We start from the raw sequence: 25,261 nt of genomic DNA on the forward strand, positions 1-25,261 counted from the left end.
CTGAAAATGAATTCAAAACCATTAGATTTTCTGGTTCAACATAAGGACAAAGAAGTAACCGGTTCACCTTCGCCGTTCATGGATTGGTTAAAACCAACGGTTGTTTTAGCTGAAAAGGGAAAATTAATCTTTCGATACACGGTAAGAAAAGAAATGACCAATCCTTTCGGTACGCTTCATGGTGGAGTAACTGCTGCAATAATAGACGATGTTATTGGTGCTTCTTTAATCACTTTTGGAGAGCCGAGTTTTTACATCACAATAAATTTAGCCATTGATTATTTTGGAAGTGCCAGAGAAGGCGATGTTATTCTTGCGGAAACATTCCTCATTAAAAAAGGAAAACAAATAACAAATGCTACCTGCGAAATTTGGAATGACGACAGAACCAAACTCTTGGCCAAAGGTTATACCAACTTATTAAAACAGGATTTATAATCAGAATTATGAAAAAGAAGATTGCATTTTCGATGATCATGGCGATGATAACCACTTTCATTATATCGTTTCTCCTTATTTCGATCAATGTGGGTTTTGGAGATAAATTTATGACTGTGTGGCTTAAATCCTGGGGATTGGCCTATGTAATGGCTGTACCGGCTATATTGATAATTGCTCCTAGAGTTGAAAAACTGGTTGACAAAATCATCAAATAATAAAATCATGAAAAGAGTGGTTATGATCGAAATGGTAGCCATTTAAAGATTAATAAAATATCACAACAAATGCTTAAAAAAATTGCCGCTTTAGTTATTACATCAATTATACTTTTGGGTTGTGCCACAAAATCGAAAACAACTTCGGATACTTTTGAAAAAATAGTTTTCCATTCATCAGCCTGTTTTGGGGATTGTCCCGTTTATCATTTGGAAGTTAAAAACGATAAAAAGGTCAAGTTAATTTCCGAAGAATCTCCTAGAAGCAGTAAGCAAAAATCCAGCGAATCAATAAACAAAGAACCGATTTACAAAACCGGATCGATAAATGACGGGACTTTTAACAGGCTTACCCACGAATTAAAAGCAATCGGGATGGATTCTATTGAATTTGACGGTGTAACTTGTTGCGACAGGCCACTAATCACAATCATATTGTATCATAACGGAAAAAGGACTTTTCTTCAATCTATGTTTCCGCCCGAAAAAGCCAATAAATTGATTGAAATACTTTATGAAATTTCAAAATCGGAGGCTTTGCAAAAATCTGATGAAATATTCTTTGTAGAAGAGCCTAAAAATAATCGCTAATTATAGATTTCATTTTTGGTAATGCCCAATTTTTTCATTTTGGAATGGAGCGTAGTATGAGGAATTCCTAAAATTACTGCGGCTCCATTTGGGCCAAAAACTTTACCGTTACAACTTTTTAATATATCTATGATGTATTGTTTTTCATGTTCATGGATGGTTTTATGCACTGTTCCTTTTTGACCATGACCTTCCAAATTTTCTTTAACGGGAAGAAACACATCTTTTATTACAGGCCCATTAGCCATTAGAATACTTCTTTCTATAACATGCTCAAGTTCCCTGACATTTCCAGGCCATTGATAAAACGCAAGTTCGGTCATCGCTCTTTTTGAAATGCTCTTCACATCTTTACCAATCGATTTTGAAAATTTGGAGATGAAATGAGTCACTAAGGCCGGAATATCTTCCTTTCTGTTTCTCAACTGCGGTAATTGAATTGGAAAAACGTTCAGCCTGTAATACAAATCACTTCTAAATTTACCGTCTTCGACTTCTTTGATAAGGTTTCGATTTGTTGCAGCAATGATACGAACATCAACTTTAATGGTTTCCTTTCCTCCTACTCGTTCAATTTCCCGTTCCTGAATCGCTCTCAAAAGTTTCATTTGGAGTTTGAGCGGCATTTCTCCTATTTCATCTAAAAACAGTGTTCCTTTGTGGGCGAGTTCAAACTTTCCGATTCTTCTTTCAATTGCCCCGGTGAAACTACCTTTTTCGTGACCAAATAATTCACTTTCTATCAAATTGGAAGGCAATGTCGCACAATTAACCTTTACCAATAAGCTGTTTTTCCGTGGTGATGAATTATGTATTGCTCTGGCGATAAGTTCTTTTCCGGTACCTGTTTCTCCTAAAAGCAATACTGTACTGTTGGTAAAAGCAACTTGAGTCAGCATGTGAAATACTTTCTGCATTTCCGGCCCTGAACCAATTATGTCAGTGTATTTATTTCCTGTTGCTACTTCTTCTAACAAATAGGATTTTTCATTTTCGAGAAGTTCTTTATAATTCAATATTTCTTTTAATTGGCTTGAGTTCTTTTCATTAGTCATAATATTCGCTAATGCAATCGCTATTTGAGAACTCACACCTTTAAACAAATTCATCACTGAGGTAATTTCAAACTCATTTTTTGGTTGAACGAATAAACAGCCCAAATCAAGATTGGCTACCCTGAGTGCTATTCCAATCATTTTGGTCACTTTTCTTTTTTTCCAAAATTCGACATACAAAGGAAGTGGTTCTTGCATTTCATCAATATGGAAAATCACTGCCGAATCTGAAGCCAACACTCTATCGAAAATTCCGTCATTGATGTCATACTCATTACTGCTGAGAGTTTTAAAGTAGTTGTTTTTTTTAATTGTTTCCGGAACTCCTAATAAAAATGGCTTATGGCTTTTCTTGTTTTCATTTATTAAAGCAACGCCAAAACTTTTCGCTAAAAACAATTCTTTAAACCTGCCGTCAATAACTTTAAACAGTTCGTCCTTATCCCTAACCATTGCCATCTGGTTACTCAATGAAAGTAAGATGGATTGTTCTTTATCCCTTTTCTCTATTTCTTCGTTTGTAAATACATTAGAAATAGCTGAAGACACATGACTGGAAATATTTTTGATTAGTCTTCTGTGGGATTCGGGAAAACTGCCTTCATGTTCGGAAAGCAAAACCATCGTTCCAAATACTTCTCCTTTATGCAACAACCGAATTCCCGCTACTTCCCGAATTCCGGCATCTTGCAAAAAAACAAAATGTTTCATTCCGTTTTGAATCAATTCCTTAACTGTAAATACTACTGTAAATTCGGAATCCATAATTGCGTTATGAAGTCCGTCATTTATAGGATATTCACAAAAGGCTATATCATTGAAATCGGGATGTTGGTTTGACTTATCGCAATGCTCCAAAAAAACTTTATATGTACCTTTTTCTAAGTTAAATTTGGTGATGGCTAAATCTGAAAAGTTAAATACGTTCTTCAATTTTTCCTGAATAAAATCCACCAGATCATTCTTGTTTCTAATGGAAACTGTCGCCTGACTAATGGAAAGGAACAAGTTGATTTCCGAATCATTGATAGAACTCTTATTCACAGACATATCATAAAACATTTAACTGATTTTCAATCACTTAAAGATACATTATTTTACTGTATTTCGTAAATGTTTTGCTGAGAATCTTCTTTTATTAATCTTGTGTATTCCGTACGTTATTCCCAAAACACAATCGCGAATTATTAATTTTAAAAAAAGCAGGACATTTAAATAGTGCCCTGCTTTTTCTCAATCGAATCAAATTCAGTCAAGTCAATTAATTAGCCTTAACAATTTTTACGGTTTTTACACCATTGGTTGTTTCTGCTTTAACTAAATAAGTTCCGTTAGCTAAGCTAGATATATCTATTTGAGATTGTGTTGCATTTATGTTTATCTTCAATATCTCCTGCCCTAATAAATTAAGGATGCTCACTTTGGAAATAGCTGTTCTATACGATATATTCAATATGTCTTTCGTCGGATTTGGATATATCAACAACCCTTTGTCATCAAACGATACCGTATTTAATAAAGAGGTATCATATGCTGATATTCCAAAACTGGCTACATAGTCGTTGTAATATTCAGCAACACTTATATACAGTGTAGAACCCGGTGTCAGGCCTGAAACAGTTTTCAATGAATAATTCCCTGTATCTGCACTGTCATCGTCACAATCTACATGTGTCAACGAGCCACAAACTCCCGAATAGATAGCAATAACGGAATCAAAATAAGGCGCATCTCCAGATGATGTAGCACCGGTCTCAATCGTTATACTACCACTTGCAGGAACAACTACGCTATACCAAACATCACCACCAACGGAACCGAAACATGTTGTTCCTGCTTCATTAGAAGCTGATGCTTCCAGATTTGTCCCGTCCGTTATATATTCTGAATAAGTAGCACCTGGCGTCAAAGGAATTGCATTGGCACAATCATCATTCGCCGGAGGGCATCCCAGAAAATTAAACGTTCCAAGTGGCATATCACAAATGGAATTAACCCCGTTATGTAACATTAACGTAGTAAGAGTTCCAAATGAAAAGGGACCTATCTGAACATTTCCAACGGCAGCAATCGGCCAGGTATTTACGCCATCAGAAATATAAGGTGTTCCGCTTCCTAAATCAATTACGTTTGCCTGAATAAAATACTGTTGAGTTGAACAATCAGGCACAATTGAAGGTATAGCCACAGCCGGACTACAGTTTGGTAAAATCACATTAATTGTATAGTCTTCAAAAGAACCATAATCCCATGTATAACAAGGAACTGCAGGACCATTATCCTGTCCTCCAATTCTCATTCTGTGATTTCCTAAAGATGCAGTTGGAGGCACAAAAAATGAACCGGAAAGAGTGGTTGGCATTGCATCACCGGAAACTCCACTGTAAACTTCTTCACCCGCATCATCAAAATCATAATCATTGTTCCAGTCTACCCAAATTTTTGTATCATATGTAAAACCTGTTTCATATGTTATTGAAAAAGGATTCGGTAAACCTCTGTACACATCAGTTATCATATTACTGTAATCTCCGTAATTACCGCTCTCTGCACCAGTAGTATTATTAATCGTTCCTATTGAAACCCCGGTGATACCTAAATTATCAACTGAACTTGGGTTTGGTGTACAAAAACACGGAACTGCAGCCGTAGTATAACTGTTTTCCACACAGCCGACAGTTGGGCCTATAACATTATACGCAACCGCCTTCCAATAATATGTGGTATTGGGAACCTGATCATTCAAGGTATAGCTGTTAATCATTCCCATATCCTGATTATTTATAACATTAGTTCCTCCTGGTGTAGTACCAACTGTCAGATAATACCCATCCGCATCCGGTGCGAGATTCCAAGAAATGGTTGAAGCGAAATTACCGCAAGAAGGATTGATCACCGATACCGGATTGGTTACACAAGCTGGTGGTGCTACTGGATCAGTATCAACAGAAATATCATCAATAAACAATTCATACATGTTTGTAGTAGTTGTATGAAAAGCAATAAAAATTGTTTGACCAACATAAGCATTCAAGCTGTACGTGTACTTTTGCCATGCATAATCAGGCGGTGAAACTTGAGCAGCGATAGTATTGGTAAAATCTGCAGCATTGTTCCCAGTTGTTGACACTAAAATATCAAAAGGCTCCGGATAAGAGCTGTAAAGATTTCGTGCCCAAAGCGATAACCGGTCTGAAACACCAGCGGTCACAGTAAATTGCTGTGTTACTAAATAATCATCATGGGATTCATACGAATAATAAATCCTGACTCCATTTGAACCTGAATGACTCGATGAGGTTACTTCCCATGTATTGGAATCTCCTCCATTAATAACCGTCCATGTAGACGGAATTCCCGATTCGAAACTTTCATTAAATTGCGAATACCCCGAACAAAATACCATCAGGAGTAAGGCAACCAATAGTGTAATTTTTCTCATAACTTGTTTGGTTTTTTAATTTTCGGCAAATATTTAAATTACCAAACAAAATGACAGAAATTAAGCCGGTATAAACTGTGACAAAGCACAGGATAAATTGTGACTAACTCAGTAAAGCCAAGTAATTATAGAGGTTTACACTGTTTGACAATTCCATTTTAGTAATAATCCTCTCTTTTCTTTTTCGGGACGAATCCTGTGATATATTGAACATTGTTGCAATTTCTTTACTACTCAGGTTCATATAAACATAAGAAACATAACGGATATCATTGGCGGAAAGATTTGGATGGCGTTCTTTAAGCGCTTTTAAGAATCCCTGATTAACTTCCTCAAAATGGGTGACAAAATCCTTCCAGTCGTTGTTTAAATCCAAATGGTTTTTTAAAGTTTCCATATGATTTAGTAATGCCTTACTTTCAGAAATTTGTGCGAGTCTTGACAATTCTGATACTATATCTTCAAGCATTTGATTTCTTCCTGACAGATATAACGCTTTTGCAGACAACTTGCGATTCCTTACTTCTATTTCATTTTTTAGACGTTCCTGCTCCAACAATAACGATGTTTGATTTTCGGTAAATTGTTTTTCAAGAAGTAACGATTCGTTTTGCTTTTTAGTAAGTTCCAGTTCAAGAATTTGTTTGTCTCTTTCAGCAATTATTTTGTTTTGTTTGTGCTTGACGGACAAACTTCTTAAACTCCAGACAATACAAGCTACTACAATTAAAATGACAGCAATTATAGAATAGAATAACCTTCTTTCACTACTTAGTCTGGCTTCATTAACAACCAACTCGTTTTTATAATTCTCAATGCCTAATTTTACCTTACTGTTTTCATAAAGCTGATTGTTTTTGATTTTCTCGAGTTCTTTATTTGCTGCTATTATAGAGTCTTTGTACTGTAATGCTGCATCATATTTTTTGCTCCTGAAATTAATTTCCGATAAAACACTAAAAGCTTCTACTTTCATTTTATGGCTCGGATTACCGGCAAATATTTTATTGACAAACTCCAAGGCTTTTTCTAATCTGTTCTCCTTTAAATAAGCCTTTGAAATTACAGTATACAACAATATTCCTGTTTCATTAAAATCCAGACTTTCGGTAGTTGTCAATAATTGTTCCGCCGATTTTATGGCCTGTTGCGGTTTTCCCTCATGTAAATCACTAACACAAAGCCCCACTTTTGCCAAACTTAAAAATTCTTTTTTTTCAGTTAAAAGCGGTATAGCCTCATTAAAATACTTTCTCCCTAAACTATATTTACCTGTACCATTAGCTGAATTTCCAAGATTTACTGCATACAAGCCAGCTTTTTCCCACTCCTTTTGTTCTTTAGCTATTTTATAGGCTTTTTTAAAATATTCATCTGCATTGTCGAAATCTTCTTCCTCAAAATAGAGAATCGCAATATTGTTTAATACCGCCATTTCTTCTTTATACCCCAACGTATTCATGGCTATCTTATAAGCATCCAGGTAATTACTTAAAGCTTCGCCATATTCCAAAAGCATGTAGTAATTTGCTCCAATATTATTCAATGCCGTGAATTCCTGTTTCTTCCAATCATTTTTCTGCGCTATTGAAAGTGCGTTGGTAAGCAATTGCAAAGAATGAGAGTATTGATTATTTCGGAGCGCTGCTTTTCCTTTCTCAATCAAATCATCACAAACTTTTTTAGTATTTTCTTGTGCTACGGATTTATTATGAAGCAATAAAAAGGTAAAAAGAAATAAAAACCTAAGCAGATACTTAATTTTTAACATGATATGTAATGTAGAATATTGTACTCAAATATAGAGTGATAGGGTTAATTGTAAACAATGGAATATCAACAAAGACGCCCGATAAAATGAAATGTAACAAATCTTTGAAAAATTAACAGAATGATAACTAATCAGAAGTGTTTCTTAAATCTTAGCCTAATTCTAAAATGACCATAACAAATACTTACACAAAACATTAACTCATAAAATATACTTAAAATATATATTATATTTTTTTTAGTTAGTTGTCCTAACTATATTTGTACTGGCAATAAAGCCAAATAAAATTTAATCTTTATAACAATGAAAAAATCTGTTTTTTATCACGCAGGATGCCCGGTTTGCATTAGTGCAGAACACGACATCATAAACCTTGTAGGCGAAAATAATGTGGAAATTGTTCATCTTGGTGAAGACAAAAGTAGAATTGAAGAAGCTGAAAAAGCCGGAATAAAATCAGTTCCTGCCCTAGTAACCCCAACCGGAAATGTACTTCATATCAACTTTGGCGCGAGCATGGAAGAAGTAAAAGCTTAAAAAATTTGCCTCACATAGTTAGGACAACTACCTTTGTGAGGCTTTTTATTCTTAAAATTAATTTTGTAATTAGTGAACAGAAAGGTTTGCAATTACTCTCAAAACAAAAAAATAAAATGCAAGTAGCAGTTTGGGACACCTATGTAACTAAAAAAGACGGATCGGTAATGCACTTTGATATTATTGCTCCTACAGAAATAAGAGATGCTGCCATAATTTACAAGTATGGCTTAGAATACCTTAAATCAAAAGATCAGGAAGGACAGCCTTTAACATCAAAAGAATGTACTTTCTGTCATATCGAAACAGTACAACCGCATCAGGAAGTATCAATAAATGAGAAAGGATATTATATCTTTGAAATGGAAAATTGTAATTAATGGATCAATCCGATTTTAACCTATCACACCAAAACCAAAGCACAGAGAGCAAAATAGTGGCTTCTTTGGAAAGAATTTCACAGGCTTTCCGTGTTTTGTTGTGGCAGGAAAGCAAGGAGTTTGCGCTAAGCCCAATCCAAATTCAGGTCTTGATTTTTTTGCTTAACCATAGTGATGAAAAACGAAAAGTCAGTTATTTGGCCGACGAGTTCAACATGACCAAAGCCACAATCAGTGACACGGTTAAAACGCTTGAGCAGAAAAACCTCATTACCAAAGAACACGAACCGCATGATACCCGAAGTTACATTATTCATTTAACTGAAAAAGGCAAAGATATTGCTGAAAAAACTTCCTTTTTTTCAAAAGAAATACGCACTCCGATTGACAATTTAAGTGCTGAGAACAAAGAAAACCTCTTGTTGAATCTTATCGGGATTATTAAGCATTTGAACAATTCCGGGGTGATTACAATTCAGAGAATGTGCATGACTTGTGCCTATTTCCAACTGTCTGATCAAGACAATCAACCATATTGTAAACTGTTGAACCAAACACTGTCTCCAACAAAGCTCCGTGTAGACTGTCCTGAACATAAACCAAAAGCATAACCACTTCACTAAATCATCTTAATTAAATTAAATCTAATGATAAGCATCCATTTTATCAATTCAGATTGATTTTCACTTCCTTTTCACTCATATTAATTTGCTTTATTTCGTAAATAGCGTCTTCATTTTTGCTAAATATCGTAAATTCATTTTTTGCTAAATCTCTGAATCACCTGAAAACACAGGGGAAATGGTTTTGGCACATTATTAGCCTACTTATCAGACTAACAAATAAGATAATTTAGGTATGAGTCTGATTGTTACAAATAACATCATTGATACAATTCTGCACTCATTTGAATCTGAGCTTGGGAAAAATTATGCACCCTATCGAAATCACGTATATCGGGTCTATAATTTTTCAATACCATTTGCCACTTCAGAAAAAGATACTGAAAAACTATCCATTGCAGCAGCTTTTCACGATATCGGCATTTGGACAAACAACACACTGGACTATTTAAAACCTTCTGCAGAATTAGCTAAAGCGTATTGCATCGAACAACATTTAAACAATACAATAGCAGAAGAAATCGAACTAATGATAGACAATCATCATAAACTAAGCAAAGTAAAAGCATCTGAATTAGCAGAAATTTTCAGAAAAGCAGATTTGACCGATCTCACATTTGGCTTACTATCCAAAGAACATAGCAAAGAAAACATCAGGAAAATCAGGAAGGTGTTTCCAAACAAAGGCTTTCATTTGTTTCTGATAAAATTATTTTTCAAAAACCTAATTACCAACCCACTACACCCATTTCCAATTTTTAAATTATAAAAACAGCCCCGATTTTAAACACCTACGACTGATTGATTAACCAATTAAAATCATAAAATCATGGGCTTTTATAATCCACAAAACACTGCACTGATCCTTGTAGATCCTTTTAACGATTTCCTTTCGGAAGGCGGCAAACTTTATCCGGTCACCAAAGAAACCGTTGAAGGAAGCGGAATGGTTCAAAACATCAAAAGCTTGCTCCAGGCAGCCAGAGCGAAAAAAATACAAATCGTGTATGCGCCACATCGCCACACCCAAAAAGGCGATTATATGAATTGGAAATTCATGGCTCCTTCCCACATCGGGAGCAAAAATGTAACCTTATTTGAAAAAGGAACTTGGGGAGCGGAATTTCATCCGGAACTATCCCCAGAAGAAGGCGATTTAATTGCACAAAACCATTGGACTGCAAGCGGTTTCGCTAATACCGATTTGGATTTTTTATTACGACAACACAACATCGAACACATTGTAATTGTTGGAATGAGAGCCAACACCTGTATCGATTCCACAGCTCGATTTGGGGTTGAATTAGGCTATCATGTAACTTTAATCAAAGACGGAATTGGCGCTTTTAACTGGGAAGAAATCAAGGCGACCGTAGAGACTAATTTCCCGAATTACGGCCACAAACTTTTATCTACGGAAGAATTTATCAAAACGCTAAACGAATAAAATGGAAGCTTTTATTGAAAGTACTGCTACAACCATTATCAATGCACCATCTGAAAATATCGATGTTACAGAATGGTTGTTTACATTAAAAGATGAAGAATATCAGGCTTGTTCCAAGGCGCATATTGCCGGTGGAAGTTCCATGGATTCGAACGGTAAAAGAATGTCTATCAATGTAGAACAAGTTGCTGATAATCTTCTAATTCAACATTATATAGAAGAGGTTAGCCAAAGAAATCACTGTCGTGTAAATTCCGATTCCGATTCGATATCAGCCTTAGGAAAAACAAAACTGAAAATAACCTGGGAACTGAAAATAAAACCAATAACAACAGATTCCTGTGAATTAACTAATCATGTTATTGTTGCTCTTACCGATGATTTTTTTGAGGCGCTCAAAAAAGCCAACATCACCGATTTGGAACCGGTTCGCAATGAAATTCACTTGAACCTGAAAGCACATAATGAAGAAGAAACACCATTGTTTGCCAAAGACATTGAAATGAAAGCGCTTTCCGGTATTTGGAAAAAGTAAAGAAATCAACTTTAAAATAGCAATACTATAAAATCACTAAAATCATGAAGAATTCTTTTAAAAAAATAGTTTTGGCAGTAATGCTTCTTGTTTTCGGATTATCTTCTTACGCTCAAAAAGCACTTGAAGCCAAAACTCAATTTGCACAAGTAGAAGGGCGAAAACTAGCCTATCGCTCTATGGGAAAAGGCAGCCCGATCATTTTCATCAACCGTTTCAGAGGAACTTTGGACACTTGGGATCCTCTATTTCTGGATAAAATTGCCGAGAATTACAATGTAATCACGTTTGATTATACCGGAATCGGTTCTTCCACAGGTACATTACCTACTGATATTGCGCTTGTTGCCAAAGATGTGAAAGACTTGGCAGACTTCTTAAAAATAAAAAAAGCGGTCGTATTGGGCTGGTCGTATGGCGGAACAGTGGCTCAGGTAGCAACATTGTTGTATCCAGAATTAGTTACCCATACTATTTTGATTGGTACAGGTCCTCCGGGAAAAAATGATTCCCCTTTAGAGAAAGCTTTTCTTGATGTAGCACTCAAACCAGTTAACACCTTTGAAGACGAAATCATACTCTTTTTCGAACCTAATTCACAGGCAAGCGTTAAAGCGGCAAAGGCATCACATGACAGAATTGCCAAACGATTTGATGTTTCTAAAATACCTTCTACAATGGAAGTTTTCAATTTATATTTAAAAGGAGGAGCAGGATACAGAGAAGATCAGCAAAACTTCAGGGAAAAATTAAAAGGCGTAAAAACCCCAATATTAATAATTTGTGGGGATCACGATATAAGTTTTGCGGTAGAAAACTGGTACCCTTTTAACCGACAACTCCAAAACGCTCAAATGATCACTTTCCTTCAATCCGGTCATGCCCCACAACACCAATACCCGGAACTTACAGCTAAATACATAATCAATTTTTTAAAATTCAGTAAATAACCACATAATCACCATTATTATAGATGCTCAAGAAAAAACAATTTCCTTATGACAATTTATTCAAAACATAAAAAGACAATTATGAAAAGATTATTCATTACAAAAATATTCACAGGATTTGCCATACTTTTTATAACGACAACCTCCTGCAAAAAATCAAACGATTCATCTAACAATTCAAATACTGAAACTATGGAAACAATGGAAAAAACAGCAGTACACGATTTTGCTACCGACCCTAATTTGAGCGTGGGCACAAAAGCCTTTCTTAAAGTTTTAAATACTGGTGGCACTCCTTTGGAAGAAATGTCAAAAGAGGATGCACGCAATGTACTAGTCAATGCACAGGCAGCAATTAAAGTCGATCTTTCCGGTATTGAAGAATCCGAAAAAACCATCGACGTTGACGGTCATAGCATAAAACTGAACATCGTTCGTCCAAAAGATAAAAAAGAACAGTTGCCCGTTTTTATTTTCATTCACGGCGGAGGCTGGATTTTAGGCGACTATCCAACACACAAAAGACTGGTGAGAGATTTGGTTGTACTTTCGGGTTATGCTGCTGTATTTGTGAATTATACACCATCTCCAGAAGCAAAATACCCAAAAGCCATCAATGAAATTTATGCGGCTTCCAAATGGGTCGCCGAACACGGAAATGAAATAAATGTGGATGGAAAAAACATGGCAATCGTTGGAAACAGTGTTGGTGGTAATATGGTTGCTGCAACAACTTTAACAGCTAAAGAGAAAAACGGACCGAAATTTAAAGTTCAGGTTTTATTATGGCCGGTTACCGATGCCGGTTTCCAAACCGAATCGTATAAAAAATTTGCTACCGACCGCTTTTTAACAGCTTCAGTCATGAAATGGATGTTCGATCAGTACACTACCGATCCTAATCAGCGAAAAGAAATCTATGTATCGCCATTGCAGGCAACTACCGAACAATTAAAAGGCTTGCCTCCTACTTTAATTCAAGTTGCTGAAAACGACATCCTTCGCGATGAAGGTGAAGCATTCGGAAGAAAACTGGACCAAGCCGGAGTAGTCGCAAGAACAGTTCGCTACAATGGAACTATCCACGATTTTGGGTTACTCAACGCTTTAGCTGAAGAACCAAACACCCGAACAATGCTGGAACACGCAGCTTCTGAACTAATAAAATATCTCAAATAATTCTACTCATCTAATAGTATTCTCATGACAAAATCAAAATCCATTATTCTCATACACGGAAACTTTGTAAACAACGCAACTTGGACAAAGTGGAAAGACCGTTATGAACAAAGGGGATATACCGTTTACACACCGGCAAACCCCGGTCACGAAGGAAATCCGGCCGATTTAAGAAACCGGGTTCATCCAGATCTTACTAAAACAGGTTTTATAGACGTGGTTAATAATATTGTACGACTGATTGACAGTTTACCTGATAAACCACTGATTATAGGACATTCCATGGCAGGCATGACAGCAATGAAGCTGTTGGAATTGGATAAAGCAGCTGCAGCGGTAAGTATCGACGGTGCACCGCCAAAAAATGTATTTCCACCATTTACAACATTAAAATCTGTATTACCAGCATTTGGCTTTTTTTCAACCAAAGCGTATTTTATGGGTAGTCGTGAATGGTACAACAAATGCTTTTTCAACACATTACCAGAAGGAGAAAGAGCGAATGCCTTCGATAGTTTTGCAGTGCCTGAAAGTTATAAAGTTAGCCGTGAATTGGTATTGAACTCTTATTCAAATATTGATTTTAGCAAACCTCATAAGCCAATCTTATTCATTGGTGGCGGTAGCGACACTATCTTTCCTCCATCCCTTACAACAACTTTGGCAAACAAATACAACGACCAGAAAAGCAAGGTCGATTTGAAGATTTTTTCAGGCAAAAGTCACTTCATATGCGGAGAGCCCGGATGGGAAATGATTGCAGACTATGTTTTAGATTGGTATGAGAAACTATAAATTTTAGATTATGAAACGTAAAGCCACAGCCATATGGCAAGGTTCCGGAATGGAAGGAAGTGGTCTGATTACCACGCAAAGCAACGTGCTTAACAACACACAGCTTTCTTTTAAAAGTCGTTTTGAGAATGGCATAGGTACTAATCCTGAAGAATTATTAGCTGCATCTCACGCAGGATGTTTTACAATGAAACTAGCCTTTGTTTTGAATGAAGCTGGTTTTGTAGCAGATAAACTTGAAACAACAGCAACCGTAACATTAGAAAACGGAAGCATTACCGCATCTCATTTAGAAGTTAGCGCAATAATACCAAATATTTCGAATGCAACTTTTGAGGAAAGCGTGAAAGATGCTAAAGAAAATTGCCCGATCAGTAAAGCGATCAATGCAACAATAAGCGTAAATTCTAATTTAACGAATTAGTTTATGAAGAATGTTTAACTTTAAATAAAATCAACAACACATGGAACGTCTGGAAAACCTTTTATCCGCTTTTGGCAATATTGATGCGAATAATTTCGATTTATCCACTTCCATGTGGCAGGAAAAAGTATATAAAAAAGGAGAATTCTACAACGAATATAAAAATGTGTGCAAATATTTAGGCGTTATTATGAATGGTGTTTTCCGAACCTATTATCTGGATGATAAAACCGGTGAAGAAAAAAACATTTTCTTTTATTCAGAAAACCAGTTTGTGGTTGCCTATAAAAGCTTTATTTCCCAAACGCCTTGCAATTATTACACGCAGGCAATGACCGACGCGACCATTTATTATATTCATATCGATCAGTTGTATAAACTGTACGGGCAATCCCATCAGTGGGAACATTTAGGACGCATCATTGCCGAATTGGCCTTTACCATCGGCAACGAACGCATGGAAAGTTTCTTATTCCGAACTCCGGAAGAACGCTATCTCGATTTAATAAAACAACATCCGGACATCTTTAATGCCATCCCACTCTACCATATCGCTTCCTATTTAGGGATTCAAGGCCCTTCTTTAAGCCGCATTCGAAAAAGAATGATGGGTAAATGACGTTTTTAACTCAGGTTAAAATTATTGCGGTTGCCAGTTCTGAACTTTGTCTCATCAAAAGGAAACAAAATTCAAAATGGAAAACAAAGCAATTATTATCAACCTGATTTTATTTATAAAAGATTCAAAATCAATCTTTAAAAGAAATTTTAGAAGAATATCGATTTTAACTCAGGTTAAAATTATTGCCGTTAGAAGTTTAGAATTTTGTCTTGTCAAATCAAACAAAAATTTAAAATGAAAACGAAATCAATTTTAGTAAAAACTGCAGCAGTATTCGTTGCGCTATTTTTTAACCTGACTGTTTTTTCACAAACACAAAAATCGAATTCTGAAATGAAAACAAAAACTATCGTATTAATTACAGGAGCCTTTGTAGGCAGCAATTCCTGGGAGGAATGGAAAACGTATTATGAAAGCAAAGGATATAAAGTAATTGTTCCCGATTATCCTCATAAAGATGCAGATCCGGCCACATTAAGAAACCGAAAACCAGATTCAGCCTTAGCGGATTTAACGTTAGAAGAACTAACTGACTATTATGAAAAAATAATTCGTCAACAACCGGAAAAACCAATCTTAATAGGACACTCATTGGGAGGAATGATTACACAGATCCTGCTTCAGAAAAACATTGCAGCTGCCGGAATTGCAATACATTCAGCGCCACCAAAAGGGATTTTTCTATCAAAATGGTCATCGCTTAAATCGATTTGGAGCCCGCTTTCTCTGTTTGGATCATCGAAAAAGACGTACATGATGTCGTTTAAAGACTGGCAATATGCCTTCACAAACGGAATGACTGAAGCGGAACAAAGAGCAACCTATGAAAAATATGCCACTCCGGAATCTGTAAAATTAATCAGAGGCGGATTGACCGATGCAGCGAAAGTCGATTTCAAAAAATACCACGACCCACTGTTAATTGTTGCCGGTGATAAAGACCACTTTTTCCCTCCAGCAATCAACTATAAAAACTATAAAAAATACACCAACCCGAATGCAGTAACCGAATATAAAGTATTCGAAGGACGCAATCACAATGTACTGGGTTTACCAACCTGGAAAGAAAACGCAGAGTACATCTTAAACTGGATGAGTAAATACTAATCCGAACGCATCAAATCCACTGCCCCAAATCTTCTCTTATTGTCATTGCATTTCTTGAACCAGTTCAATGTATATCAACCAGTTACAACGGAACTTTGTATAAGAAATGAAAGTAAAATCGAAGCCGTTATTTCTTGAACCAGTTCAATGCACAAGAATCGAAATCGAAGGAACTTTGTCTTGTAAATCACAAAAAACTAAACAGTTATGGACAGAAAAGAATTTTTAAAGAAAGGTTTATTCGGAACCGGAATTTTTGCAGCAACAGCAGCCTTCGGAAATATCATTAACAACGAAATCGATGACATTGAACAATTAGAGGTTTTAGGTTTCAATCATCTACCCAACACAGAATCAAAAGTTATGGAAAATACAATTTTACACAAAGCAGACACAAGAGGTATAGCCAATCACGGATGGTTGGAAAGTAAACACACCTTTAGCTTTGCGAACTACCACAACCCGGAAAGAATGCATTTTGGAGTATTGAGAGTTCTAAACGACGACAGAGTAAATGCCGCCATGGGATTTGGAACGCATCCGCACGATAATATGGAGATTATCAGTATTCCGCTTGAAGGGGATTTAGAGCACAAAGACAGTATGGGAAACACAACGGTAATTAAAAGCGGTGACATTCAGATAATGAGCGCCGGAACCGGGGTTTTCCACAGCGAATACAATAAAAACAGTGACCAACCGGTGAAATTCCTTCAGATTTGGGTGTATCCGAACCAACGAAATGTTTCTCCCCGCTACGATCAGATCACGATGGATGTTGCAGACCGAAAAAACAAATTCCAACAGATCTTATCGCCCAATCAAGACGATGCCGGGGTATGGATTCATCAGGATGCCTGGTTTAACATGGGGAATTTCGACAAAGATGTGGCTACTGAATACAAAAGCAACAAAGCCGGAAACGGAGTTTATGTTTTCCTTCTAAAAGGGGAAGCAACCATTGGAGATCAAAAATTAGAAACACGTGATGGTTTCGGAATCTGGAATACCGACTCCTTCACCATAACAGCAAACACAGCGGATACGGAAATCTTATTAATGGAAGTACCGATGTCTTTATAAATCAACACAATAACACTATTAAAATTCAAAAAGAAAATGACAAAATCAACCTGGGCAATAGACCCGACCCATTCAGAAATTGGCTTTAAAGTAAAGCACATGATGTTCACAAACGTATCTGGTAAGTTTAACGCATTTGAAGCATCCATTGAAAACGAGAGCGATCAATTTGAAACTTCAAAAATCAGTTTTAATGCCGATGTAAATTCCATCAGCACCGGAAATGCAGACCGAGACACGCATTTGATCAGTGCAGACTTTTTTGACACAGAGAACTATCCACTATTAACGTTCAATTCAACAGAAATCAAAAAAATAAACGAAGGTTTGTTTGAGATTCACGGGGATTTATCCATTCACGGTGTAACTAAAAATATTGCTTTAGAAGCAGAATACAGCGGGCTGATGAAAGATCCTTGGGGCAATACCAAAGCAGGCCTTTCCTTAAACGGAAAAATAAACAGAAAAGATTTTGGCTTAACCTGGAACGCCGGATTGGAAACAGGCGGTGTACTGGTTGGAGAAGAAGTCAAACTTGCTTCTGAAATTCAATTAATTAAACAATAAGTAGTAACAATTTTAAGCAGTAAATATCATGAAAAAATTAATCTTAACATTAGTTGTAGGTTTTTCATCCTTAATGGGATTTGCTCAAAAACCTAGTCCATCATTATTAAACCCGACCAATCATGCTTTAGTATTGATTGATTATGAAAGCCAAATGGCTTTTCCGGTAACAAGCATCAGTGTGGATCAGTTGAGAACCAACTCGGCTTTAGTTGCTGGTGCTTCAAAAATCTTTAAAGTTCCTACAGTGGTTACAACCGTTGCCGAAGAATCATTTAGTGGTCCTGTTTTCCCAGAAATACAAGAGTTTTATCCTAAAGCGACTTCAAATTACATCGACCGTACAACTATGAACACTTGGGAAGATGCAAATGCTCATAAAGCCATCGTTGGCAAAGGCAAAAAAACTTTGGTAATGGGCGGTTTATGGACCAGCGTATGTATCGTTGGACCGGTATTATCCGCAATTAATGATGGCTATACCGTTTATGTGATTACAGATGCCAGTGGAGACGTTTCAAAAGAAGCGCATGAAATGGCAGTAACCCGAATGGTTCAGGCTGGTGCGCGCCCTATCACTTCCTTACAGTATCTATTGGAATTGCAACGTGACTGGGCAAGAGGAGAAACTTACAAAGCCGTTACGGATCTGGTTGTAAAATACGGTGGATCGTATGGAATTGGGGTACAATACTCCCGCGCTGTAATAAAACACTAATTCATTAATAAACCAGGAGCTTAGGTTCCTGGTTTTTAAATTAAATGATGATGAAAAAAGTTATTCATTTTTATGCGATCCTGTTTCTGCTATTGGGATGGAATGTTGTTGCCCAGAAAAGTGAGACGGCTTCACTGATCGTATACAACGCAAAAATCCACACTTTAGATACACAAAACACCATCGCTGAAGCAATAGCCGTTACCAATGGTAAAATCGTAAAAGTAGGTTCCAGCAAAGAGGTTTTGAAACTGAATTTAAAAAACGTAAAAAAGGTGGATGCCAAAGGAAAAACAATAATCCCTGGTATTTTCGACAGCCATTTGCATGTGATTCGCGGCGGACGTTTTTATAATTCAGAGTTGCGTTGGGACGGCGTTCGTTCCTTAAAAAGAGCCTTACAAATGCTCAAAGAACAAGCCGAAAGAACTCCCGAAGGACAATGGGTTCGCGTGGTTGGCGGATGGAATGCCTATCAGTTTGAAGAAAAAAGACTTCCAACACTTGAAGAAATCAATGCGGCTACCGGAAAAACTCCAGCATTTATTTTACACTTATACGGTCATGCTTACTTAAACAAAGCCGGTTTACAGAAATTAAACATCAATGCTGAAACACCAAATCCAAAAGGAGGCTTAATCCAAAAGGATGAAACCGGAAACCCGACCGGACTTTTAGTAGCCGAGCCAAATGCTTTCATCCTTTATTCCACACTTGCCAAACTTCCCGAACTGAATAGTGAGGAAAAAGTCAATTCTACTAAATTGTATATGGCGGAATTGAATCGTTTAGGGATTACTTCCATTATGGATGCAGGTGGCGGCTTTCAAAATTATCCGGATGATTACGGTATTACCGATAAACTTGCCAAAAACAATGAGTTAACCGTAAGACTGCCTTTTTATCTTTTCGCACAAAAACCCGGAAGTGAATTAGCAGATTATACCAAATGGATCAGCGAAGTTGAAATTGGCCCGCACGACGACGATCACGATCATAATTTGGAATATTATGTACAAGGTGGAGGAGAAAACTTAGTGTCCAGCGCCGGTGATTTTGAAAACTTCGACCAGCCCAGACCCGAATTAAGCCCAGCAATGGAAACTCAACTGAAAGCTGTTATCGGAACTTTGGTAAAAAACCGTTGGCCGTTTCGTTTGCATGCCACTTACGATGAAAGTATCACGCGATTTTTAAACGTGATTGAAGAAGTGAACAAAGAAACGCCGTTAAATGGTTTGTTGTGGTTTTTCGATCATGCGGAAACCATTTCGGAAGCTAATTTAAAAAGAGTAAAAGCTTTGGGTGGAAATATCGCGGTGCAACATCGTATGGCATATCAGGCAGAAGGTTTTATAAAACGCTATGGAAAAAAAGCCGCAGAACAAACTCCTCCTATCAAAAAAATGCTCGAATTGGGTGTAACGGTCGGAATGGGTTCAGACGGAACACGTGTTAGCTCCTATAATCCTTGGATTGGTTTGTATTGGCTTACAACCGGGAAATCTGTAGGTGGAACAAAACACATGAGCGACGGGAATTTGCTCGATCGAAAAACTGCTTTAAAACTCTTCACACAAGGAAGTGCCAAACTGGTTAATTTACACAAAGACAGAGGAATGCTTAAAGAAAATTATTTAGGCGATTTCATAATTCTTTCCGATGATTATTTCAAGGTCTCTGATGAACAGATTCCTGACATAACTTCTAATTTAACAGTGGTAAACGGAGAAATTGTGTATGCGGATTCCATTTTCAAATCTTTGATAAAGCCATTGCCTAAAGCTATTCCTTCCTGGAGTCCGATTAATTTTTACGGTGGTTATCAAAAAAATTAAGCCTCATGAAAATTGCTCAAAAAATAAACGCTTTTAACGAAACAAAAGCACCTTTTGATTGGGTGATTCTGTTTTTTAGAATTGCGGTTTCCTTACAATTGATAGTGGTTCATGGTTTGAAGAAGATAGGAATTGGAACAGGTTTTACGGAAGCTGTTCCAAATCCTTATCATTTGCCGGAAAACATCAATTTCTTTTTAGCGGTTGCCTCGAATATCTTCTTCCCTATTCTGATTATAATCGGCTGGAAAACAAGATGGGCTACTTTACCGGTTTTAGCCGTTACGCTCTCCGGATATTTTATAGTGCATTGGAATGATTCGCTTTTAGAATCAGATGTTCCTTTTATGTACAGTATTGCTTTTTTACTGATTGCTTTTTTGGGAGCAGGCAAATACTCTTTGGATTTTGTAGTATCCAAAAAACGATCAATTTTAAGTAAAAACCAATGAAATGAAAGAGAGGGTTACATATTTTTTGCTTTTTTATTTCAGCATTCAAAGTGGAATCACGGCCCAAAACAAAGTCGCGTTTGAGTCTTTACGTTATAATGAAGACTATAGCGTTTTAGCTCAGGATTCGACCAGGAATTTTTATAAGCAAACTAAATATTTCCGAATTCTGGATAAACCTCAACTTTATGGCTCTATTGGGGGAGAAATCCGTTCTCAATATCTATACTATGAAAATGAAAACTGGGGGGATGGCCAGCAAGACGATAATGGTTTTGTTTTAAACCGACTATTGTTTCACACCGATTTTCATCTTGGAAAACATTTCAGGCTTTTTTCGCAATTACAGAGCAGCACAAGCATCAGTAGAATTGATCCAAATCCTGTTGAAGAAAATCCTATCGATTTACACCAGTTATTTTTCGATGTCGCTCTTGACCAACTAACCTTCCGAGCTGGTAGACAGGAACTTTCGTATGGTTCACAAAGGCTTATCTCTGTTCGCGAGAATCCAAACAGCCGGCAAGCTTTTGACGCTTTAAAACTCATTTACAAAAATCATGATACCAAAATAGATTTACTCTACGGGTATTATGTGCGCAACCAAAAAGGGAATTTTAACGATAAAGTAAACGACGCGACAAAATTATGGGGAACCTATACTACTTTTAAAAACATCCAACTGCTGCAAAACATCGATGCTTACTATCTTGGAATTGAGAAAGAAAACACTGAATTTGACGATATTTCGGCAAAAGAAACAAGGCATTCCATCGGATCACGGGTTTGGGGAAAACTCGATAAATTCAGTTATGATCTCGAAGGAGTTTATCAGTTTGGAAAAGTAGATTATAAGAACATTAACGCTTGGACATTTTCCATAAACTCCTCTTACCAAATCACTTCGATTAAGTTCGAACCAACCATCGGATTAAAAACAGAATATATTTCGGGAGATAAAAACTACGACGACGGTAAACTCCAAACCTTCAACCCATTATTCCCAAAAGGCGCTTATTTTGGGCAAGCCTCTTTAATTGGCCCCTCCAATCTTATCGACGTACACCCTTCTGTTGAACTGGTTTTTTCCGAAAAGATTTCATTCACAATAGATTACGATATATTTTGGCGAGCAAGCACCAATGACGGCTTGTACCACGCTAATACATCGCTGCTATATTCTGGAAAAAATACTTCGGAAAAACATATTGGAAACCAGCTCGGTTTTTTACTGACTTATGAAATCAATTCTTTTTTATTCTTTAAAACTGAAGGAACTTGGTTCGATCCAAATGGTTTTCTTAAAGAAGTTAGTACTGGCAAGGAAATACTGTTTTTTGCTTCCACAGTAAGTTTGAAATTCTAACCGTTTATCATTATTTTTTTGCCAATCGGGTTCTTATTTTACTGAGGAATTCGGGAGAAATCCCCAGATAATGTGCAATATAATGCTGTGGTACACGCTGAGAAATCGTTGGGTATAATTGTGTAAAATTAAGATATTTTTCTTCTGCGGTTTTGGAAATGGTGCTTATTAACCTGTCCTGCATTACCGATAATTTTCGCTGTACCAACAATCGGAACACTTTCTCGAATTTTGGTACTTCTGCTAAAAGAATCTCTTTTTTCTCCGGGGTTAAAACAAGTAATTCACAGTCTTCCAATGTTTCGATGTACAACTTTGAAGGCTTGTGCTCACTAAATGATGCAATATCACTAACCCACCAATCTTCTACTGAAAACTGTAGGTTCACCTCAAACCCGTTCTCATTGATATAATAGATTCTTATACAACCTTTATTGATATAGGCCTCGAACTGGCATATTTCCCCTTCCTGCAAAAGAATGGTTTTCTTGGCAACTTTTTTGAACTCCAATACACTGAAAAAGAATTCTTTTTCCGTATCGGTTAGCGTAATCCATTTGGAAACATTATTGGTAATATTTTCAAACATACAAGATTGATTAACTGATTAATTCGGGAAACTCGGTAAGTACTTCGCTATTTAACAAACCGCTTCCTCCTCCATAATGATCGATTACTTTAACCGAAGGTGCATGCACCAAGCAAAACTTTTTAATGGCTTCTTCAAGTTGTTTTTCCAGACCGCAACTTAAAAGAACAATGTCAAAATTCCCGGAACCTATGAGCGGGTAAATCAAATCCTCATCGGTTACTCCTATTGCCTTCCAATTTGGATTTTTATGAATCACTGTAAGAAGTGTATCCAATATCGGTTCGTTTTTTCCTATAACTAAAAAATGTAACTCTTTCATAACCTTTGTTTTATTTGATAAAATTAGGACAGTCCAAAACAAAAAAAGTTAATCTAAGACAAGAAATCACTTTTAGAAAACAAGTTGAAACTAAACTGATTTATTTTTCCAATATCATGGTAATTCCGTGACCACCAGCTGCACATACGGAGATAAACCCTTTACCAGAACCTTTCTCATGTAGCAATTTAGCCATTCCCGCTATCACTCTTGTTCCGGTAGCCGCAAAGGGATGACCCGCTGCTAAACTACTCCCTTTAACATTGAGTTTGCTTCTGTCGATAACTCCTAAACCTTTACCTAAACCAAACTGGCTGGAAAGTTCATCACTTTCCCAAATTTTTAAAGTCGCCAACACTTGAGCAGAAAAGGCTTCGTGAATTTCATAAAAATCAAAATCCTGCAATTTTAAACCGGCTTTGTCCAACATACGTGAGGAAGCATAAATCGGCGCCAATAATAAATTATGTTTGTTCTGGGTAAATTCAATGGCCGCTACTTCCGCAAAAGTGATATACGCCAAAATTGGATGATTGTTTTCCTTAGCCCATTTTTCACTGGCCAGCAATAGGCACGAAGCGCCATCGGTTAACGCAGAAGAATTCCCTGCGGTTAATGACCCGTTTTCCTTACTGAAAGCAGGTTTTAATTTTGAAAGCTTTTCCAGATTTGAATCGGGTCGTAAATTGTTGTCCCGTTGCAATCCCAAATAAGGTGAAAGCATATCACTGAAAAAACCTTCTTCGTAAGCTTTTCCCATCTTTACATGACTCTCTAAAGCAAAGGCATCTTGCTCCTGACGAGGAATATCGTAATGTTTTGCCGTGTATTCCGTATGTTCTCCCATCGACAAACCCGTTTGGGATTCTTTGTTCATGGGCGCAACGGGAACAAAATCTTTAGGGCGCAGTTTTAGGATTTGCTTTACTTTCTCTCCAAAAGTTTTACTTCTTCTAACCGACAGTAAAACCTTCCTTAACTTCTCTCCCAAAACCAAAGGCACATTGCTTGTACTGTCTACGCCGCCCGCAATCCCTACTTCAATTTGGCCCAAAGCAATTTTATTGGCGATGTAAATTGCGGCTTCAATACTGGTATCGCAAGCCTGTTGGATATCGCAAGCCGGTGTTTTAGGATCTAACGAGGTTTTAAGCACACATTCCCGCATTAAATTAATTTCCCAACTGTGCTTGATAACTGCTCCACCGGCAACTTCCCCCAAAAGCTTGCCTCCAAGATTATAACGGTCTATTAATCCCGATAAAGCTGCCGTCATCATATCTGCATTACCTGCGTTGGAATAATTTGTGTTCTGACGGGCAAAAGGGATTCGGTTATATCCGATTATTGCGACTCTGTTAACTTTGTTTTCTTCCAGCATAACTTTTTATTGTATCATTAAATTTACAAATTAGCTTTAAGATTTACTGCATTTAATTAGATTATTACCATAATAAATAACAATACATACCAGATGATATATACAGCTTCAGTTAGAATTATTAATTATTGCACATTACTCTTTTATCCGTTTTTAGCTGACAGAGCGTCCATCAACAGTAATCATTTATAATACATTAGGACAGAACGGGAGGAATAAACCGTGACAAAAGCAGGCCGTAATCTCTGAAAATGTCACTGATCTTAGCAATAATGAAATTTTGAAAGGCAGAGCAAAGCGCAGATTCATCACTCAAAAATGATGCTCAATCTTATAAATGGAGAAACAGAAAAACTAAAACCTTTGAAATAGTTATTATTACCAAAGCAAGGTAAAAAGTGCTGAAAGTCGTTTATATGACCGGTATTGCAAAAACAATAGTAAAATGGTTGGAAGAAAAATCAAATATTAAGTTGAACTTTAAATTATATGAGCACAATTAAAGCATCAAAAAAATAAATTAAAACTTAAAATTATTAGTTCAAAAAAGTAGAACTGTCACAAATTGTCAACTAAAATAAAAAAGCCCCGTATATCGGGGCTTTTTCGTTTAATCAGCGGAGAAAGAGGGATTCGAACCCCCGGACCTGTTACAGTCAACAGTTTTCAAGACTGCCGCAATCGACCACTCTGCCATTTCTCCAGTATGTCTCGCTTTACTTCCGTATTGCGAGTGCAAATATAGACGGTTTTTTTATATCTGCAAACCTTTTTTTTACAAAAAACAGAAATAAATTTCAATCCATTTTTAACTGTTTCATTTCGTAAGGA

27 protein-coding genes and 1 tRNA gene are annotated in these 25,261 nt (G+C 36.7%); 21 read left to right on the plus strand and 7 right to left on the minus strand.

Features of this window, described 5'->3' with window-relative positions:
* Positions 1 to 6: 6 nt before the first annotated feature.
* The 3 genes from ABGT15_RS04940 to ABGT15_RS04950 all read left to right on the plus strand — a co-directional run bounded on the left by ABGT15_RS04940 (position 7) and on the right by ABGT15_RS04950 (position 1,247).
* Positions 7 to 438, plus strand: coding sequence for a PaaI family thioesterase (locus ABGT15_RS04940; protein WP_367230307.1), 432 nt, complete (start codon positions 7 to 9; stop codon positions 436 to 438).
* 44 nt (positions 439 to 482) lie between these two features.
* Positions 483 to 656, plus strand: a complete 174-nt coding sequence (locus ABGT15_RS04945) for a DUF2798 domain-containing protein (protein ID WP_367230463.1) — start codon at positions 483 to 485, stop codon at positions 654 to 656.
* Positions 657 to 725: 69 nt separating this feature from the next.
* Positions 726 to 1,247, plus strand: coding sequence for a DUF6438 domain-containing protein (locus ABGT15_RS04950; RefSeq protein ID WP_367230308.1), 522 nt, complete (start codon positions 726 to 728; stop codon positions 1,245 to 1,247).
* Here ABGT15_RS04950 and ABGT15_RS04955 read toward each other — a convergent pair.
* The 3 genes from ABGT15_RS04955 to ABGT15_RS04965 all read right to left on the minus strand — a co-directional run bounded on the left by ABGT15_RS04955 (position 1,244) and on the right by ABGT15_RS04965 (position 7,515).
* Positions 1,244 to 3,352, minus strand: a complete 2,109-nt coding sequence (locus tag ABGT15_RS04955; RefSeq protein WP_367230309.1) for a sigma 54-interacting transcriptional regulator — start codon at positions 3,350 to 3,352, stop codon at positions 1,244 to 1,246. The two genes, ABGT15_RS04950 and ABGT15_RS04955, sit on opposite strands and share 4 nt — an antisense overlap.
* 211 nt (positions 3,353 to 3,563) lie before the next feature.
* A complete protein-coding gene (locus ABGT15_RS04960; RefSeq protein WP_367230310.1) occupies positions 3,564 to 5,744 on the minus strand; it encodes a T9SS-dependent choice-of-anchor J family protein in 2,181 nt (726 codons plus the stop codon).
* 103 nt (positions 5,745 to 5,847) lie between these two features.
* Entirely contained in the window at positions 5,848 to 7,515 is a 1,668-nt protein-coding gene (locus ABGT15_RS04965) for a tetratricopeptide repeat protein (protein ID WP_367230311.1), read from the minus strand.
* A gap of 303 nt (positions 7,516 to 7,818) precedes the next feature.
* Here ABGT15_RS04965 and ABGT15_RS04970 point away from each other — a divergent pair, with 303 nt between their 5' ends.
* From ABGT15_RS04970 to ABGT15_RS05055, 18 genes are all read left to right on the plus strand, one after another.
* Positions 7,819 to 8,052, plus strand: coding sequence for a thioredoxin family protein (locus ABGT15_RS04970; RefSeq protein WP_367230312.1), 234 nt, complete (start codon positions 7,819 to 7,821; stop codon positions 8,050 to 8,052).
* Positions 8,053 to 8,168: 116 nt separating this feature from the next.
* Complete coding sequence (locus ABGT15_RS04975) at positions 8,169 to 8,432, plus strand: DUF2024 family protein (RefSeq protein WP_367230313.1); 264 nt, start codon at positions 8,169 to 8,171, stop codon at positions 8,430 to 8,432.
* A complete protein-coding gene (locus tag ABGT15_RS04980) occupies positions 8,432 to 9,043 on the plus strand; it encodes a MarR family winged helix-turn-helix transcriptional regulator (RefSeq protein WP_367230314.1) in 612 nt (203 codons plus the stop codon). Before ABGT15_RS04975 ends, ABGT15_RS04980 begins: the two co-directional genes overlap by 1 nt.
* 247 nt (positions 9,044 to 9,290) lie before the next feature.
* On the plus strand, positions 9,291 to 9,824 hold the full coding sequence (locus ABGT15_RS04985; RefSeq protein ID WP_367230315.1) for an HD domain-containing protein: 534 nt from the start codon (positions 9,291 to 9,293) through the stop codon (positions 9,822 to 9,824).
* A gap of 60 nt (positions 9,825 to 9,884) precedes the next feature.
* Positions 9,885 to 10,502, plus strand: coding sequence for an isochorismatase family cysteine hydrolase (locus tag ABGT15_RS04990; protein ID WP_367230316.1), 618 nt, complete (start codon positions 9,885 to 9,887; stop codon positions 10,500 to 10,502).
* 1 nt (position 10,503) lies between these two features.
* Positions 10,504 to 11,037: a hypothetical protein gene (locus ABGT15_RS04995; RefSeq protein ID WP_367230317.1), complete on the plus strand. Its 534-nt coding sequence runs from the start codon at positions 10,504 to 10,506 to the stop codon at positions 11,035 to 11,037.
* A 44-nt stretch (positions 11,038 to 11,081) separates the two neighbouring features.
* Positions 11,082 to 11,987, plus strand: a complete 906-nt coding sequence (locus tag ABGT15_RS05000; RefSeq protein ID WP_367230318.1) for an alpha/beta fold hydrolase — start codon at positions 11,082 to 11,084, stop codon at positions 11,985 to 11,987.
* A gap of 81 nt (positions 11,988 to 12,068) precedes the next feature.
* Positions 12,069 to 13,166, plus strand: a complete 1,098-nt coding sequence (locus tag ABGT15_RS05005; RefSeq protein WP_437125353.1) for an alpha/beta hydrolase — start codon at positions 12,069 to 12,071, stop codon at positions 13,164 to 13,166.
* A gap of 24 nt (positions 13,167 to 13,190) precedes the next feature.
* Complete coding sequence (locus tag ABGT15_RS05010) at positions 13,191 to 13,961, plus strand: alpha/beta hydrolase (RefSeq protein ID WP_367230319.1); 771 nt, start codon at positions 13,191 to 13,193, stop codon at positions 13,959 to 13,961.
* A gap of 10 nt (positions 13,962 to 13,971) precedes the next feature.
* Positions 13,972 to 14,385, plus strand: coding sequence for an OsmC family protein (locus ABGT15_RS05015; RefSeq protein ID WP_367230320.1), 414 nt, complete (start codon positions 13,972 to 13,974; stop codon positions 14,383 to 14,385).
* 40 nt (positions 14,386 to 14,425) lie between these two features.
* Positions 14,426 to 15,004: a Crp/Fnr family transcriptional regulator gene (locus tag ABGT15_RS05020; RefSeq protein ID WP_367230321.1), complete on the plus strand. Its 579-nt coding sequence runs from the start codon at positions 14,426 to 14,428 to the stop codon at positions 15,002 to 15,004.
* A 237-nt stretch (positions 15,005 to 15,241) separates the two neighbouring features.
* The gene (locus ABGT15_RS05025; RefSeq protein WP_367230322.1) at positions 15,242 to 16,114 is read left to right on the plus strand and encodes an alpha/beta hydrolase; all 873 of its coding nucleotides are present in this window, start codon (positions 15,242 to 15,244) and stop codon (positions 16,112 to 16,114) included.
* 363 nt (positions 16,115 to 16,477) lie between these two features.
* The gene (locus ABGT15_RS05030; protein WP_367230465.1) at positions 16,478 to 17,197 is read left to right on the plus strand and encodes a pirin family protein; all 720 of its coding nucleotides are present in this window, start codon (positions 16,478 to 16,480) and stop codon (positions 17,195 to 17,197) included.
* Positions 17,198 to 17,233: 36 nt separating this feature from the next.
* Positions 17,234 to 17,764: a YceI family protein gene (locus ABGT15_RS05035; RefSeq protein ID WP_367230323.1), complete on the plus strand. Its 531-nt coding sequence runs from the start codon at positions 17,234 to 17,236 to the stop codon at positions 17,762 to 17,764.
* 28 nt (positions 17,765 to 17,792) lie between these two features.
* Positions 17,793 to 18,482: a hydrolase gene (locus ABGT15_RS05040; RefSeq protein WP_367230324.1), complete on the plus strand. Its 690-nt coding sequence runs from the start codon at positions 17,793 to 17,795 to the stop codon at positions 18,480 to 18,482.
* Between the two features lie 50 nt (positions 18,483 to 18,532).
* The gene (locus ABGT15_RS05045; RefSeq protein ID WP_367230325.1) at positions 18,533 to 20,320 is read left to right on the plus strand and encodes an amidohydrolase; all 1,788 of its coding nucleotides are present in this window, start codon (positions 18,533 to 18,535) and stop codon (positions 20,318 to 20,320) included.
* A 5-nt stretch (positions 20,321 to 20,325) separates the two neighbouring features.
* Positions 20,326 to 20,772: a DoxX family protein gene (locus tag ABGT15_RS05050; protein WP_367230326.1), complete on the plus strand. Its 447-nt coding sequence runs from the start codon at positions 20,326 to 20,328 to the stop codon at positions 20,770 to 20,772.
* Position 20,773: 1 nt separating this feature from the next.
* Positions 20,774 to 22,138, plus strand: coding sequence for an alginate export family protein (locus ABGT15_RS05055; RefSeq protein ID WP_367230327.1), 1,365 nt, complete (start codon positions 20,774 to 20,776; stop codon positions 22,136 to 22,138).
* A gap of 10 nt (positions 22,139 to 22,148) precedes the next feature.
* Here ABGT15_RS05055 and ABGT15_RS05060 read toward each other — a convergent pair whose 3' ends face one another.
* The 4 genes from ABGT15_RS05060 to ABGT15_RS05075 all read right to left on the minus strand — a co-directional run bounded on the left by ABGT15_RS05060 (position 22,149) and on the right by ABGT15_RS05075 (position 25,133).
* The gene (locus ABGT15_RS05060) at positions 22,149 to 22,727 is read right to left on the minus strand and encodes a Crp/Fnr family transcriptional regulator (protein ID WP_367230328.1); all 579 of its coding nucleotides are present in this window, start codon (positions 22,725 to 22,727) and stop codon (positions 22,149 to 22,151) included.
* Positions 22,728 to 22,737: 10 nt separating this feature from the next.
* Positions 22,738 to 23,049, minus strand: coding sequence for a hypothetical protein (locus ABGT15_RS05065; protein ID WP_367230329.1), 312 nt, complete (start codon positions 23,047 to 23,049; stop codon positions 22,738 to 22,740).
* 100 nt (positions 23,050 to 23,149) lie between these two features.
* Positions 23,150 to 24,430, minus strand: coding sequence for an acetyl-CoA C-acetyltransferase (locus tag ABGT15_RS05070; RefSeq protein WP_367230330.1), 1,281 nt, complete (start codon positions 24,428 to 24,430; stop codon positions 23,150 to 23,152).
* Positions 24,431 to 25,048: 618 nt separating this feature from the next.
* Positions 25,049 to 25,133 (minus strand) — tRNA-Ser (locus ABGT15_RS05075).
* Between the last annotated feature and the right edge of the window lie 128 nt (positions 25,134 to 25,261).

Origin of the sequence: Flavobacterium enshiense (assembly GCF_040750275.1) — a bacterium.
GTDB lineage: Bacteria > Bacteroidota > Bacteroidia > Flavobacteriales > Flavobacteriaceae > Flavobacterium > Flavobacterium enshiense_B.